This is a genomic window from Synechococcus sp. MU1611, from assembly GCF_020514255.1.
Lineage (GTDB): Bacteria > Cyanobacteriota > Cyanobacteriia > PCC-6307 > Cyanobiaceae > Parasynechococcus.
The window spans coordinates 17,018-30,213 of sequence record NZ_VTLC01000005.1; the positions used below are offsets into that span (position 1 = coordinate 17,018).

The window sequence follows — 13,196 nt, forward strand, 5'->3', positions numbered from 1 at the left end:
AATGAGCCGTTACGTCTTTACGTCCGAGTCCGTTACGGAAGGGCATCCCGACAAAATCTGCGATCAGGTCAGCGACGCAGTTCTCGATGCTCTGCTGGCCCAGGATCCTTCCAGCCGCGTGGCCTGCGAGACCGTCGTGAACACCGGTCTCTGCATGATCACCGGTGAGGTGACATCCAAAGCACAAGTGGATTTCATCCACTTGGTTCGCAATGTGATCAAGGAGATCGGTTACAGCGGCGCCCGGGCCGGTGGATTCGATGCCAACAGCTGCGCGGTGCTGGTGGCTCTCGACCAGCAATCCCCCGACATCGCCCAGGGAGTCAACGAAGCCGACGACCACGCAGGCGATCCGCTTGATCTGGTGGGAGCAGGCGACCAGGGAATCATGTTCGGCTACGCCTGCAACGAAACACCTGAGCTGATGCCGTTGCCGATCAGCCTCGCCCACCGGCTGTCGCGCCGCCTTGCCGAAGTGCGCCACAACGGGACCTTGGATTACCTGCTTCCTGATGGCAAGACACAGGTGAGCGTTGTCTACGAAAACGACAAGCCCGTTTCGATCGACACGATCCTGATCTCCACCCAGCACACGGCGGAAGTGGATGGGATCAGCGATGAACAGGGCATCCGTGAACGCATCACCAAAGACCTCTGGACCCATGTCGTGGAGCCGGCAACCGCCGACCTGGCGCTCAAGCCCTCCCGTGAAGCAACGAAATATCTGGTGAACCCAACCGGCAAGTTCGTGGTGGGCGGCCCTCAGGGAGATGCCGGCCTCACCGGCCGCAAGATCATCGTGGACACCTACGGGGGCTATGCCCGCCACGGCGGTGGCGCTTTCTCCGGCAAAGACCCCACCAAGGTGGACCGCTCGGCCGCCTATGCCGCGCGCTACGTGGCCAAGTGCCTTGTGGCCGCAGGGCTCGCCGAACGTGCCGAAGTGCAGCTGAGCTACGCCATCGGCGTCGCCAAGCCTGTGTCGATCCTCGTGGAATCCTTCGGCACCAGCCAACTGGACAACGACGCGCTGACCGCCCTCGTTCAGGAGCATTTCGATCTGCGCCCCGGCGCCATCATCGAGATATTCGGCCTACGCAACCTCCCCCAACAACGCGGCGGTCGCTTCTATCAGGACACAGCCGCCTACGGCCATTTCGGACGTAACGACTTGCAGGCGCCCTGGGAAGACGTCAGTGCAAAAAGCGAGGAACTTCGCCAAGCGAAGGTTGCACAGGGCGTCACTGCGTAGGTCATGACACAACCACCACTGGTGCTAGGCATCGACCTGGGCACCAGTGGTGTTCGCATTGCTGTGCTGGGCATGGATGGTGTGTTGCACCACACCCAGGCCAGCAACTACCACGGTTCATTTTGCGACCCCGAGTCTTGGCGTGAGGCCTGTCGCGAGCTGCTTCAAGCCATCCCCAACGCCCTTCAATCTCGGCTCAGGGCGCTTGCAGTTGATGGCACATCAGGCACCCTCCTGGCCTGCGACTCCCATGGTCTCCCTCTCGGGGAAGCCTTGCCTTACTCCCTGGCCTGTCCAGAGGTAGCTCCCCTTCTGCAAGAGCTGGTGGGCACGGGAAACCTTGCGCAAAGCAGCAGCAGCAGCCTGGCGAGGGCACTTCGGCTGCTAGCCAGATACGGCAACGAGATCCTGTTGCGTCATCAAGCGGACTGGATCAGCGGATGGCTGTTGAACAACTGGAGCTGGGGGGAAGAAGGCAACAATCTCCGACTGGGCTGGGATCTCATCACCAACAGCTGGCCATCCAGCTTTGCCACACAACCCTGGAAGCAAACACTCCCCGACATCCGTCGCAGCGGCAGCATCCTGGGAACGATCGCACCAAACCAGGCCAAAGCCTTGGGCTTGGCTGACGATCTGATCATCGTGGCCGGGACAACGGATTCCAATGCCGCTGTGTTGGCCGCCCATCCCCAACCAGGAGACGGGGTCACCGTGCTGGGCACCACGTTGGTGATGAAGTGCTTCACAGAAACGCCCTTGGCAGCCCCCGGCGTCACCAGTCATCGCGTTGGTGAGCGATGGCTCTGTGGAGGCGCCTCCAACGCAGGGGCAGGCGTGCTGCGGCGCTTCTACAGCGACGACCAGCTCGCAGAGCTCAGCCGCCAAATCGACCCTGACACCAATAGCGGCCTCTCACTGCGCCCCCTGCCAGGCCCGGGCGAACGCTTCCCTGTCGATGATCCTGAGCTACTGCCGGTGCTGGAACCTCGCCCGGTGAGTGATGCCCTCTACCTGCATGGACTGCTCGAAGGCCTCGCCGAGATCGAAGCGCAGGGTTGGCAACGCCTCCAGGTTCTGGGTGCCGCCGCGCCCCAACGGATCATCAGCATCGGCGGAGGAGCGCGCAATCCCCAATGGAGACGGCTTCGGGAACGCCGTCTTGGCTGTCCTGTGACCAGTTGTCAAACACCCCCCGCTGCAGGTGTGGCGCGACTGGCCCAACAGGCCCTAGTCGGGTGAGAATTCGGGCAACAAGCCAGCCAGCCATGCCCTCCAATCTCCGCGAAATTCTGGCGATGGGGCTCTTCGTCGTGTTGGCCTGTTATGTGGGATTCAGCGGCATCCGCCTCGGCCTTCTGCTGATCGAGCGCTTCGCCTGAACCAATCACTGCAAAGATTGCATTCTCCTCGTTTCATACCGATGCCTGCAGACGCCCTCACTGATGCCGTCAGCACACGGATCTGCAAACACATGAACGACGACCATGCGGAAGCGGTGCTGGCCTACGCCAAGCACTACGGCGGCGTCAGCAATCCCGCCGCCGCACGCATGGTGTCTGTGAAAGCAGAGACCATGGAACTAGAGGTGGATGGCGCGAGCATCAGCATCGCTTTCGATCACACCCTCACCGACAGCGAAGACGCCCATCGCACGTTGGTGGCCATGCTTCGGGCGATGCCCAAGGAGAACGGCTAAGCCAGGAACAATCTGATTCAGCAGTGGAACGCTCGATGCACCGAGCTTCCCGCTATGCATCGAGCGTTCCTGGCCTTTGCCCAGACCCTGCTGATCGAGCCCCGTTGCCCGATCTGTGATGGACCTTGGCAAGAGCCACAGACACCGACATTTCCCTGCAGACACTGCCTAGACGCACTGGAGCTTCCTCCTGAGGGCATCAAGGGCCTGGAGCCCTTGCGATGGTGCGCTCTAGGGCCCTATGAGGGCGCCCTGCGCCAGCTGCTACTGAAAGTGCGTCAGCCAACCAAACAGAACGCACTTGCGACGTTGGTTCAGATGCTGTCTGACAGCTTGAGCTTGCCTTCCGCAGCGGTGTTGGTGCCGATTCCAAGCTGGAAACGGCAGCGCACCAACCCCCTGCCTCAGCGCATTGCCATGGGCTTGGACCGACCAACAGCAGACCTGCTGCAACGACCCCGTGTCGGGCTGAGCCAACACCATCTGAACAGAAGCCAACGCCAGACGAACCTGATCGGCGCGTTCCGGGCCAGGCCCCACAACCCAGCAACCGCCCTCACCTCGGTCTGGCTCGTGGATGACATCCTCACGACAGGGGCAACCGCTTTGGCGGCTCGCCAGGCGCTGGAAGAGGCCGGCCATGGGGTGGCTGGATTGATCTGCCTGGGACGCACACCCGCAAGACAGCGCAGGCGGTGATTTAAGATTCCCAGGTCGCTTAGGCGACGCGCCGGGATAGCTCAGTTGGTAGAGCAGGCGACTGAAAATCGCCGTGTCCCCAGTTCAAATCTGGGTCCTGGCATTTCCCGAAAACGCCTCTAAAGGCACGTGATAGCACCATATCTGGTGTTATCACGTGCTTTTTAGTGCCTCAAGCACCCAATTGAATTTTGCCGAAATGGTAGGGGAGCAGTAGGGGAGCACGTCCTTTCGGTCAGACAGGGAAAGGTCCCCAGATTTCCCCTACCCAAGGACAAAAAAGACCCCTGGAGTGCCCACACCCCAGAGGTCCCGCCCTCTCAATCTGACGCCCCATCACCTTCCTCCTGGTCTTCTCCGGTGAGGAGTAGGAGAACCGCCAGAAAAGGTGGTGAGGACCGCTCATGGTTCGGTCGCCCGCAAGCAATAAAAAAGGCGGCAGGGAATGCCGCCACTAAGGGGACGTATGCGTCGAAGGTGCTGTCGTTCCAGCAAGACCACCCTCTTAAAACCAACAGCGGTGCCGTGGGCGCCGTTTACGAACTGCCAAAAAAAAAAGGAGGGTCCCTAACCCCTCCCCGTACGACGCATCGTCCCCTCACCGAAGGGAACGCATTGAAGATGGCGGAAGAAATACCTACGGGTCGTTGCCATCACGACAAAACGTCGCTGGCGTGAGGCAACCAAGAAAAAGGAGGGTTCCCTAGTCCCTCCCTCGATGACGCATTCACCCTTCCGAAGAAGGTTGAACAAATGCTCGCCCCGCTAGGGACCTGGTGCCATCCGTAGAAGCGCCCATTGAAAAGGGGGGCAAGCGGTACCCCCCTAAAGGTCGTTGAGACCTGGTTTTACTGCTTCAGCGGTCTCTGACCTCATCCCTGTTCTAAGGCGGTTCAGAACACGAGGGCATGAGCGGAACTACTCCTCAAGGGCAGAAGTTCATTCGCCCAGAGTAGGACCCCTGGAGAACTCGGAATAAAGCGCCGATGCTTCGTCGGGCATCCCGCCATCCCACAGCGTTTGCGTCCTCTCCAGCAACCAAGTCCCCGCTTCACTCCAAAGTTCCCGCTGAAAGGTTGATTTGAGGTGGTTGGCGTCTCTGTAAGACATGGCGGTGCAACACCTTTTTGAGGTTGTAGGCACCCGATATATGGGTAGCGGCAGCGATTTTTACTGGATTGGGACTTAGGTAACGGGAACACCTTCCTGTCGGTCCGCTTGAAGGCACAAAAAAAAGCAGCGGTATCCCTATCGCTGCTTCGGAAACTGAAAGTGCCGCTGGGCGGGACGACGCCAAGCGATGACCACCCTCACCGATGAGGCGGGACTGCCGTGGGTGCCGTGAGCGTTTTCCAAGAAAAGACCCAGGAGTGTTTGACCTCCTGGGTTCCTCGCTCTCATGCGATACGACTGGTCTAACACCGCCCGCTGAGTATTTGTGCTTACGGTTTGCCGAACGTCTTAAACATCAGCAGCAGCGCCCCAAGCAGGTTCCTTCAGAGGTTTCCATCCCTGTGTTTGCAGCGACTTCCACAACTGTTCTGCGGCGTCCTTCCTCAGATACAGGCGCTCTTTAAGCAACGGAGGTCCTTGAGGCATCTGTCGCCCTCGGTCAATGAAGACCTTGGAGTCTCTGACCCAGGCGGAGTTATCCCGATGGAATCTCCAGACCCAGTGGTCATTGGCATCAATCAACCATCCCTCCTTCATCACGCCACCTCCGGGCACCAACCCATTTCCACCTCCCTGCGGACCATCCAGTTACGGCATCTCTTCGTCAGGTGTTCACCGTGTGGAACCTGACGGCGCTGGAGACCGCAAGTCAGAAGCGTGTAGCAGTGCTGGTCGCAGACATAGGTGAAGTGCTGGCAGGTCATACAGACGCAGGACGATCTGGTGCTCTTCAAACCATCAACGAAGTCCCATTCCTCTTCCGCCATCGATCCCTCCTGTTGAGTAGTTCAAATGTTCTACTCCTGGTTGGAGGGGTCGAATCAAGGGGGAAATCTGAAGAATGTGCCGCTGGTGGCGCTGAACGGCGGTGGCGGACAAGATGAATATGGGCAAAGTCCAGTCGTCGTGAGAACTTTCCGAGAAAAACTCTTCCACTCGTTGAACTCTGAGGGCGAGCGAGGGGAAGCGACTAATGCCGTCAAAGCGATAGGTCTCCTGATCGCCTTATCAATCGTTTTGGCAGTTGTCGCGACAGAACCTGTTGTTCGCTCATCACTGGGAGATTTACTCGTAAAACTTGATATCGCAGTTGCAATAATCTTCCTATTTGAGTACATCTTGCGACTCTGGGTTGCTCCACTTAGGGAAGGAGCAAGAAGAGGTATTCGAGGTGCCTGGGACTACGCCATCACGCCTCTTGCAATCCTGGATCTAATTGCAATTGCCCCAACCATCCTAGGTTTCATCACCCCTGAACTGTATTTGCTCAGGATTATTCGACTTGCACGCATAGGGCGTGTAGGTCGTTCAAAGCGTTTTCGCAAGAGCAACAAGCATTTCAATAAAGCAATCACCGCCAAGAAAGAAGCACTTCAGATTTCCGCTATTTACTCGGGAGTTGTCATCACTATCAGCAGCATATTGATGTTCTTGGTTGAAGGAGGGGTCCAGAAGGAGCAGTTCGGTTCAATACCCAGATGCCTATGGTGGTCTGTTGTTACGGTGACAACAGTTGGATATGGCGACACTTTTCCCATAACAGCACTGGGGAAACTAGTGGCAGCATTAACTGCCATATGCGGGATCGCAGTGATCGCAATCCCAATCGGTATTATCTCAGCAGGTTTCACTGAGTCCCTTGGATCAGAGAACTCTAGAGAAGATCTTTAAGCGCCTGCAAAGCATTAAAAAAAACCTCAGATGCCTTGGCATTGCTGAACATATATTTTTCGTAGATACCCGACGATGATTTAAAGGTGATCTCGCCATATTCCATTACGGGGAACTGTCGATTTTCTGCAAATCGCTTATCTCTACTTCCGTCCTTATTCGATTTCTCCCAGACCTCTCCAACTCGCTTGCTATCAGGAGGCGTTGTGTCCGTCTCGATGAATCTTGTTGTCTCGTAATCGACTTCTAGTTCTGAGATATCGAGAATCCCCATTCGAGATGGAGACTCGAACATCACGAAGAATCCTGGATATACATATATGTCTGCACCATTCCGATTCAGGAAGACCAAGGGGGTCTCAGGAGCAGTTATGCCTGGAAGGTCCTTACGCAAGCACTTTGTGATCGATCGCTCGATGCTCATCGAGGCAGCGGAACGAGATTGAACCCGATCGATGTCGCTACCCGAAGTGATGTCCCAAATGCAGGAACAACGGGTGAGTGCATCGAAGGTGCTTTGAACCTTTTGATGAGCAGAACTGCAGTCGGCATCCATCTCCACCGCAAGTGAAACCGCAGATGCTGCAATGGATTCAGTCACCTCCTTCAGAGCATCCTGTCGCCCCTTGATTCCTAACTGGATGCTCCTTTTGAGGGAGGGAACAAAGAAGTAGATCAGGCAGACCTTGGAGAGGACCTCCCCAAGACGGAGGAGAGACAGAGACCCCTTGATGGACTCAGCGTCTCTGGTCAGTTCTTGCTTTTGGCGATTGGCATCGATGACTGCCTGCTGAAGTCCTTGAAGTCCTTCGCTAGTGACCTCCAGAGGGTCGGCACTAATGAAGGAGTAATCAAGTGCCGCGACTTCAAACGCTTCCTCAGGAGCGTATTCCTGATCGGTGCCCTGATCAGGGGCACGACCGCCATAGTCACCAACCTTTTGCCTGCTGTAGATGCCTGTTCCAGGGAGACCAAGATTCCGATAAACGCCATCAGACCTGAATGTCAGGGAGGCACCCCTGACACCCGTATTGGCGCTGATCCCGCTCTTACTGAGGTTGATGTAGACGCCAGGGATGACCTTGATCCGCTTACGGAATGCCCACGCCATCAGTCAATTCCTCCAAGCAAACACATGAGTAATTTCACGAGAAAAAGTTTCTAAGGAATTGACGAAGATCTTGTGCAGCAGCATCATCTTTTTCAATCCACCCGTCCTGGAACCAATTCCAATAAGGCAAATATTTGATTTTCCACCCCGCACGCTTCAAAGCATTTGCCCGCTCAAGATGATTGTCTGTATAGGTTGAACCATCAGCGTAGTAATGATGTTTTCCATCAACCTCTATACCGACCGCCTTCTTGGAGGAGCGGTCATAAACAACTAAGTCAAGTCTGTAACCACAGGTATGGACCTGATTGTAAAGAACAAGTCTTTGCGGGAATTCCATCTGTATTAGATCAGCGATAACATCAGCGACTATCAACTCAAATTCGGATTCACAAGCAGATGGTTCGTATGACCATCCAATAGGAAGGTACCCGAGATCGATGTCACTGACATCTTTTTTCCCTTGCCCCATCTTTGCAAGCATTTGCTGCATCAGAAGCATGTTGGAGGGCAACTCGCCATGAACAAAGTAAGTAAAGTACTTCGCCCGACTCGTGGCGACATTGAATCTATTCCTGTCCTCCATAAATGCCTTTGATCTTTTCTGATCCTTGTCAACAGACGGCGTAAATATCATCACATCCCTCTCATTGCCTTGGAATTCCTCTGGGGTTCCGATCATCAAGGAAATATTTTCTTGTTCTTCGTCCGACAATCGCCGCAATGCTTCTTCTCTTATGTAATTAACCTGATCCCTAATAAATGAAACAACGCCTACGCTTATAAATTCCTTTTTATCTAATGGAGATATGGCAAAGACTTTCTGTGTCAAAGGGATTGGTGTGCTTCTTGCAAAGGACTCAATTAACTCAAAAGCACGATCAACCTCTCCTTTGTTTATTTGAGAATTCTCCTCACGCTTTGATGCCACCTGGAGATCCATAAAGGCATCTATTGCCTTCTTTTCGGGCAATGAAGTCATGATCCTTAGACCTTTACCAGATCCCTCATCTGAATAGAATTGGTCACTTGTAAATTCAGCAAGCATTGGTAGTGACCTGAAATGCTCATTCAGAAGAACAGGTGCAGCAGCAATGGGATTTAGATCGTTTCTTATTAAATCAAGAATCGATGACTGTGATACAAGCAAGTCTCGTTCTCCCGCTGTCTTGAAGTCCAATGGATAACCAGGAAGTCCAGAAAAATGCTTATTCCAAGTCAATTTCTCAAAGACTTTGCTCAGGAATATGACGCCGCCCGCCTTGATTCCCAATTGCTTATGGTCTCCAACAATGCAAAAGCGTTTGGCACGAAAAAGGATCGGGAATATTTCTGCCAAATTGACCTGGGACGCTTCATCAAGGATGAGCAAATCAAATGATTCTTCCTTAAAAGGGAGATAGGGATGTAATGACTTGATCTCTCCCATGACAATTGGAAAGACCTTAAGGAGAAGATCGAAATCGATTTTTGAATTTGCACTCCGCACTCTATTTACACTTTTCCATCTAAGTCTTTTGTAAAAGGCATCTAATGCATCCCTATACTTTTTCTCTTGAAGCAAGTTGTTGATGCGAACTGAATGACTACTTGAGAGGAAGTCTGACAGAATTGATTCATTAGGATCTGATGGATATAGTTCCTTATTGCGTCGATCAAAAGTCTTCCTCATGACTTCTAACGGTTGTTCAGAAATGCCTCTGTGCATTTGTTGGGCATCAGAAAGGCATGACGAATACGTCAGCGCTCTGAGCAAAACTTCTTCTTTGTGCTTCTTGTACTGATCTATTTCCATATCTAGTGCCCGAAGCACTGCTGTAGAAAGAATTCTGAGTCGTACTGCCTGCTCTCGAAGGACTTTGCCTCCATTACGCCTGGATGACTCTCTGATCTCAATGCATTCCGAAAGAAGTATCTGCGCCTTCGATCTTGATTTTTCTGATGACAGCAGATTGATCTTTTTGATAGTCGATTCCTGTAAGGCAAAGTCTTCCTCAAGCACCTTCCGCGAATCCAACGCCTCTTGATTAACGTCGTAATACTTTCTCAACTCTGACTCAAAGTCAGAAATTCTAATCGCATATTCTTGCCGTTCTTTGACAAGCGTCTGCACTGTCTTAGTAAGTCGCTGAAGTTCGTTTACTTCGTTTCCAGTCTGATAGTCAGTTGCCTTTGAAATCAACTCATTAATGACACCTCTTGTTTTTTGCTTTGTCTGCTGATCATCAGAAATATAAAGACATGCCGCCTGACCAAGAATATTAGTCACTTTCTCATAAACAATATCAACCGCTGGTCTTTTCTGGGATGCAACCAGAACTTTCATTCCCATTTCGCTTGCAGCAATTGCCAGCGCTGAAATAGTGAACGATTTTCCGGTTCCTGGGGGACCTTGGATATAAGAAATATCATTTTTAAGAGAACGGTATATTGCTGTCTTCTGGGACTTTGAAAGCGAGAAAGGAAGTCTGGTTAATGCCGAAAATATGTCCTCATCCTCTATTTGACGATGTCCTGATTCAAACTTTTTCCCAGCGAAAACAGATTGGAGAAGTCTCTCGAGAGTAGTCATCAGGAAAACCCCTGAGCAAGATCATTAAGTGCTCGATATGTGCTTAAACCTGGCGGCACTGGTGCAAAGAAGATCCAGTCGCCAGGGCAGTAAAAAAACTTTCTTGTCTTGGTCACATCTCTTGCTTCGATTGCTGCTTCAGCGCATGCAAGAGGCAACTCCAATCTTTCGCATGGTGTTTCAGTGAATTCTTTAAAGTCACTGACAAATTTTTCGGACAAGGCGGAGACACTTGCCAGATCCTCTAAAGACACGCTGTCAAGTCTGTCTTCAATGTCCTGGACGATCTGATTACCAGTTGGATTGGCATCAGGATCAAAAGCAGCATATGCCTCCTCTTCCTCGTCAGCGTTTCTCGAAATTAAAGCAGTCGCAAGGTCATAGTTGACAACCCACTCTGATATTTCGCATTCACCGCTTTCTTCAAAAACAACTTGTCCATAAATGGTTGGAGCAGCAATTAAGCGCAAAGAATTCTTGGCACCTACCTTCTTGGTGTAAGTACCAGCGAGCATCCCAACACCACAAAAGATCCCATTGCCAATTTTTTCTTGATCAAGTTCTCTTCTATATGCCTCTTCTCCTTTGGTCCTCAAGTCAGCAAGATTTATATTTGTTATTCGCTGAAATCGACTTTTTGTCTTTCTTTTTGCCGCTGTAATTAACACCTGAGCATAATCGCCTCCAGATGCAGATCCAAAAGCAACTTTTCTGCTCATGTCGCGCAGATAAAGTAAATAGCGTTCGCTCAGATTGTTGTCCATAAATTTCAAAGCGAAACTGTATTCTTCAGTGTCTCCTGCAATTCCTTGACGGCATTCGCAACCGCAATCTGCGCTGCCTCTACTTTTTTGACCTCATCAATTAACGAAGTCAGAGTATTTTTAGAACTTGAGGACAAGGTTTCAATAGCATCGCTTTGCGATGTTTGAAGACTCTTGACATGAGTAAGAACCGATTGAAGCGTTTGCTCTGACTGGGATCCGAGATTTGCTATTGCCTTTTCTTGGGAAGTTTCAATCGCTTGTACATTCGCAGACACTTTCTGCAAAGTTTCTTCTGATCTTTTCGTTAGATCAGCAATTGCTGTTGCACTGGTCGAAGAAACATGGTTCGACAAGTTGGTTACCAATCCTTCTACTGATTTGGCATGTTCCTCCAGTCCAGTGGTCACTCCATTCAACGCAGTGGCACTGACTGCTGAACTTTCAGTCAAAGCAGTGGAGAGACCAACAAAGGTCTCTGCCGACTTTGCAGAATCTTTTGAGAGTGCTTCGAGGCGTGAAGCAATGTTCTCGAAGTTCTCCTTCTGAGCAGCAACGGTCTGAACCAATTCTTGGTTACCTGCTTTAAGTGCCGCTTCCAGGTCCTCGGACCTTTTCTTGATCTTGTCCTTCTCGAGGAACACCACGATGGTGAGGAGGGCAGTAATGACAGGGTTCGCCACCGCCATTGCGGCAAGGAGAACGTTCATGCGGGTGCCTGAGTGCCTACCCCCATTCTGGACGCCCTCCTCGGGTCACGCCTCACTCAGTTGAGGGATCTCAGCAGTCATTGCCGAAGACGCATGGACTTGTAGGTGTTCCAACAACCGAACGGTTGCGATAACACCAGGGAAATGAACAGGCACTGGAATCAGGGTGTTCCAATAAGGGTGTTCGGTTGCTATGGTTTCGCTAACGCCCTTTTTGGAACCATGACTGCCCGCAGCGTTGGATATGCCCGCTGTTCCACGGCATCCCAGAAGACAGACGCTCAAGTTGCAGCGTTGAAGGAAGCAGGTTGTGCGGTCGTCTTTGAGGAGACCATCAGCACTAGGGTCAAAGAGAAAGACCGACCTCAACTACAGGCAGCACTGAACGCCGTCGTTAAAGGCGATGAACTGGTGGTGGCGAAGTTGGATCGCCTCGGCAGAACTCAAGTGGAAGTGGTTTCCCGTCTGCACCAACTTCAGGAGCAAGGGATCCATGTCCGAACGCTGGATGGATTGGTCAACACCAAAGGACTAGGGAAATTCGCCCCTGTCCTTATTGGTCTGCTCTCTGGTTTGGCGGAAGTGGAACGCTCACTGATCCAGGAACGAACCTTGGAGAGCATCCAGCACCGCAAAGCAACAGGCGGGAACTTGGGCGGTCGCCCGAAAACCAACCAGGCAAAGGAACGCCTGGTGCTGCGCCTAAGAGACGAGGGGTGCTCCTATCGCTCCATAAGAGAGCAGACAGGACTGGCGCTCTCAACGATCCGTCGGATCATTGCTGAACAAGAGGCGGTGTCGTGCTGAAAATCCTTGTTGGAGTTGGACTTGGGTTCCTTCTTTTCACCAACCCAGAGGCAAGGCAGATCACCGCAGATCTGCTGAGATCAACTGCGAATGCGATTGCTCCTGAGCAAGACGGCAAGACCTTTCAGGACAGGGTGAAGGACACAGTGGTGGAGAAAGTTATGGAGGGCGACTGAGGGATGGCAGGAGACCAGTTCCGCGTCCAAGAACTGAATCCCTTCATGGAATGGCACCTCCACGCCACAGCAACGTCTTTGGAGATCGCCTCTGAAGAAGCAAAGAGGATCGCCAGGATGATCGGCAGAAAAACACGAGTCCTAAGCGAAGACGGTGCAGTACTCAGTGAGGTGGATCCAGGGCAATGACTCCATAGCAATCCATCTATTCAGCGTTAAAAGAAGCACCTCTTATCCAGGTCAGTGAGGCGAAGAGTAATGCTCAAGGCACCATCCAGTCGTCTTCCCCCATCTCAACTCCTGCAAGGAGTTCAGCAGCAGCAGCGATCTTTCCTTGATCACTGATCCAGTGAGCGGCAGCATCGAACTGTCGCTTGTTCATGCGCTCAAGACCTACCTCCCTGTGCAGATCGCTGAACTCTTGGGCACAACGCAGCATCAGGCACTTCAGCAGCAGGTAGTGGTCGTCAATGGAAGAGTCCTCGAACACCTCCCTCACGATCCCGTTAGCAACTGAGCAGTAGTACTGCTTGGTCATTTTTTTATATGCCTCTTTCTTAGC

14 protein-coding genes and 1 tRNA gene are annotated in these 13,196 nt (G+C 52.4%); 9 read left to right on the top strand and 6 right to left on the bottom strand.

Annotation, left to right across the window (positions count from 1 at the left end):
* The first annotated feature begins 1 nt into the window (after position 1).
* The 5 genes from metK (at position 2) to FZZ92_RS10140 (ending at position 3,753) form a co-directional block, all read left to right on the top strand.
* Positions 2–1,252 carry a methionine adenosyltransferase gene (gene metK / locus FZZ92_RS10120; RefSeq protein ID WP_115022963.1) on the top strand — a complete coding sequence of 417 codons (1,251 nt, stop codon included), beginning with the start codon at positions 2–4 and terminating at the stop codon, positions 1,250–1,252.
* A 3-nt stretch (positions 1,253–1,255) separates the two neighbouring features.
* On the top strand, positions 1,256–2,494 hold the full coding sequence (locus FZZ92_RS10125) for an FGGY-family carbohydrate kinase (RefSeq protein WP_226398237.1): 1,239 nt from the start codon (positions 1,256–1,258) through the stop codon (positions 2,492–2,494).
* Between the two features lie 181 nt (positions 2,495–2,675).
* Positions 2,676–2,951, top strand: a complete 276-nt coding sequence (locus FZZ92_RS10130) for a DUF2470 domain-containing protein (RefSeq protein WP_115022958.1) — start codon at positions 2,676–2,678, stop codon at positions 2,949–2,951.
* Between the two features lie 54 nt (positions 2,952–3,005).
* Positions 3,006–3,650 (top strand): ComF family protein, encoded by a 645-nt coding sequence (locus FZZ92_RS10135; protein ID WP_226423157.1) that lies wholly within the window; start codon positions 3,006–3,008, stop codon positions 3,648–3,650.
* A gap of 30 nt (positions 3,651–3,680) precedes the next feature.
* Positions 3,681–3,753, top strand: a tRNA-Phe gene (locus FZZ92_RS10140).
* Positions 3,754–5,111: 1,358 nt separating this feature from the next.
* On the opposite strand, the gene FZZ92_RS10145 is transcribed toward FZZ92_RS10140, so the two are convergent.
* Complete coding sequence (locus tag FZZ92_RS10145; protein ID WP_226423236.1) at positions 5,112–5,360, bottom strand: DUF1651 domain-containing protein; 249 nt, start codon at positions 5,358–5,360, stop codon at positions 5,112–5,114.
* Positions 5,361–5,615: 255 nt separating this feature from the next.
* Here FZZ92_RS10145 and FZZ92_RS10155 point away from each other — a divergent pair, with 255 nt between their 5' ends.
* Positions 5,616–6,494 (top strand): ion transporter, encoded by an 879-nt coding sequence (locus FZZ92_RS10155; protein WP_226423159.1) that lies wholly within the window; start codon positions 5,616–5,618, stop codon positions 6,492–6,494.
* On the opposite strand, the gene FZZ92_RS10160 is transcribed toward FZZ92_RS10155, so the two are convergent.
* Genes FZZ92_RS10160 through FZZ92_RS10175 form a run of 4 tightly spaced genes read right to left on the bottom strand, consistent with a single transcriptional unit; the run spans position 6,478 to position 11,651 of the window.
* A complete protein-coding gene (locus FZZ92_RS10160; RefSeq protein WP_226423160.1) occupies positions 6,478–7,605 on the bottom strand; it encodes a DUF4236 domain-containing protein in 1,128 nt (375 codons plus the stop codon). The genes FZZ92_RS10155 and FZZ92_RS10160 overlap by 17 nt on opposite strands.
* Positions 7,606–7,639: 34 nt before the next feature.
* Positions 7,640–10,177, bottom strand: coding sequence for an AAA domain-containing protein (locus FZZ92_RS10165; RefSeq protein ID WP_226423161.1), 2,538 nt, complete (start codon positions 10,175–10,177; stop codon positions 7,640–7,642).
* On the bottom strand, positions 10,177–10,941 hold the full coding sequence (locus FZZ92_RS10170) for a hypothetical protein (RefSeq protein WP_226423162.1): 765 nt from the start codon (positions 10,939–10,941) through the stop codon (positions 10,177–10,179). Before FZZ92_RS10170 ends, FZZ92_RS10165 begins: the two co-directional genes overlap by 1 nt.
* 5 nt (positions 10,942–10,946) lie before the next feature.
* Complete coding sequence (locus tag FZZ92_RS10175) at positions 10,947–11,651, bottom strand: hypothetical protein (RefSeq protein ID WP_226423163.1); 705 nt, start codon at positions 11,649–11,651, stop codon at positions 10,947–10,949.
* Positions 11,652–11,873: 222 nt separating this feature from the next.
* Here FZZ92_RS10175 and FZZ92_RS10180 point away from each other — a divergent pair, with 222 nt between their 5' ends.
* The 3 genes from FZZ92_RS10180 to FZZ92_RS10190 are packed head-to-tail and all read left to right on the top strand — an operon-like array spanning position 11,874 to position 12,823.
* Complete coding sequence (locus FZZ92_RS10180) at positions 11,874–12,458, top strand: recombinase family protein (RefSeq protein WP_226423164.1); 585 nt, start codon at positions 11,874–11,876, stop codon at positions 12,456–12,458.
* Positions 12,452–12,634, top strand: coding sequence for a hypothetical protein (locus FZZ92_RS10185; RefSeq protein ID WP_226423165.1), 183 nt, complete (start codon positions 12,452–12,454; stop codon positions 12,632–12,634). Before FZZ92_RS10180 ends, FZZ92_RS10185 begins: the two co-directional genes overlap by 7 nt.
* A gap of 3 nt (positions 12,635–12,637) precedes the next feature.
* Positions 12,638–12,823 carry a hypothetical protein gene (locus tag FZZ92_RS10190; protein WP_226423166.1) on the top strand — a complete coding sequence of 62 codons (186 nt, stop codon included), beginning with the start codon at positions 12,638–12,640 and terminating at the stop codon, positions 12,821–12,823.
* 73 nt (positions 12,824–12,896) lie between these two features.
* Here FZZ92_RS10190 and FZZ92_RS10195 read toward each other — a convergent pair whose 3' ends face one another.
* The gene (locus FZZ92_RS10195; protein ID WP_226423167.1) at positions 12,897–13,172 is read right to left on the bottom strand and encodes a hypothetical protein; all 276 of its coding nucleotides are present in this window, start codon (positions 13,170–13,172) and stop codon (positions 12,897–12,899) included.
* Positions 13,173–13,196: the final 24 nt, after the last annotated feature.

What these genes read in the sequence shown, in the direction of transcription:
- FZZ92_RS10125 (WP_226398237.1), top strand. Translation starts at nt 1,256, where the DNA reads ATGACACAACCACCACTGGTGCTAGGCATCGACCTGGGCACCAGTGGT.
- FZZ92_RS10195 (WP_226423167.1), bottom strand. Translation starts at nt 13,172, where the DNA reads ATGACCAAGCAGTACTACTGCTCAGTTGCTAACGGGATCGTGAGGGAG.
- FZZ92_RS10155 (WP_226423159.1), top strand. Translation starts at nt 5,616, where the DNA reads ATGTTCTACTCCTGGTTGGAGGGGTCGAATCAAGGGGGAAATCTGAAG.
- FZZ92_RS10135 (WP_226423157.1), top strand. Translation starts at nt 3,006, where the DNA reads ATGCATCGAGCGTTCCTGGCCTTTGCCCAGACCCTGCTGATCGAGCCC.
- FZZ92_RS10190 (WP_226423166.1), top strand. Translation starts at nt 12,638, where the DNA reads ATGGCAGGAGACCAGTTCCGCGTCCAAGAACTGAATCCCTTCATGGAA.
- FZZ92_RS10180 (WP_226423164.1), top strand. Translation starts at nt 11,874, where the DNA reads ATGACTGCCCGCAGCGTTGGATATGCCCGCTGTTCCACGGCATCCCAG.
- FZZ92_RS10145 (WP_226423236.1), bottom strand. Translation starts at nt 5,360, where the DNA reads ATGAAGGAGGGATGGTTGATTGATGCCAATGACCACTGGGTCTGGAGA.
- metK (WP_115022963.1), top strand. Translation starts at nt 2, where the DNA reads ATGAGCCGTTACGTCTTTACGTCCGAGTCCGTTACGGAAGGGCATCCC.
- FZZ92_RS10130 (WP_115022958.1), top strand. Translation starts at nt 2,676, where the DNA reads ATGCCTGCAGACGCCCTCACTGATGCCGTCAGCACACGGATCTGCAAA.
- FZZ92_RS10165 (WP_226423161.1), bottom strand. Translation starts at nt 10,177, where the DNA reads ATGACTACTCTCGAGAGACTTCTCCAATCTGTTTTCGCTGGGAAAAAG.
- FZZ92_RS10170 (WP_226423162.1), bottom strand. Translation starts at nt 10,941, where the DNA reads ATGGACAACAATCTGAGCGAACGCTATTTACTTTATCTGCGCGACATG.
- FZZ92_RS10160 (WP_226423160.1), bottom strand. Translation starts at nt 7,605, where the DNA reads ATGGCGTGGGCATTCCGTAAGCGGATCAAGGTCATCCCTGGCGTCTAC.
- FZZ92_RS10175 (WP_226423163.1), bottom strand. Translation starts at nt 11,651, where the DNA reads ATGAACGTTCTCCTTGCCGCAATGGCGGTGGCGAACCCTGTCATTACT.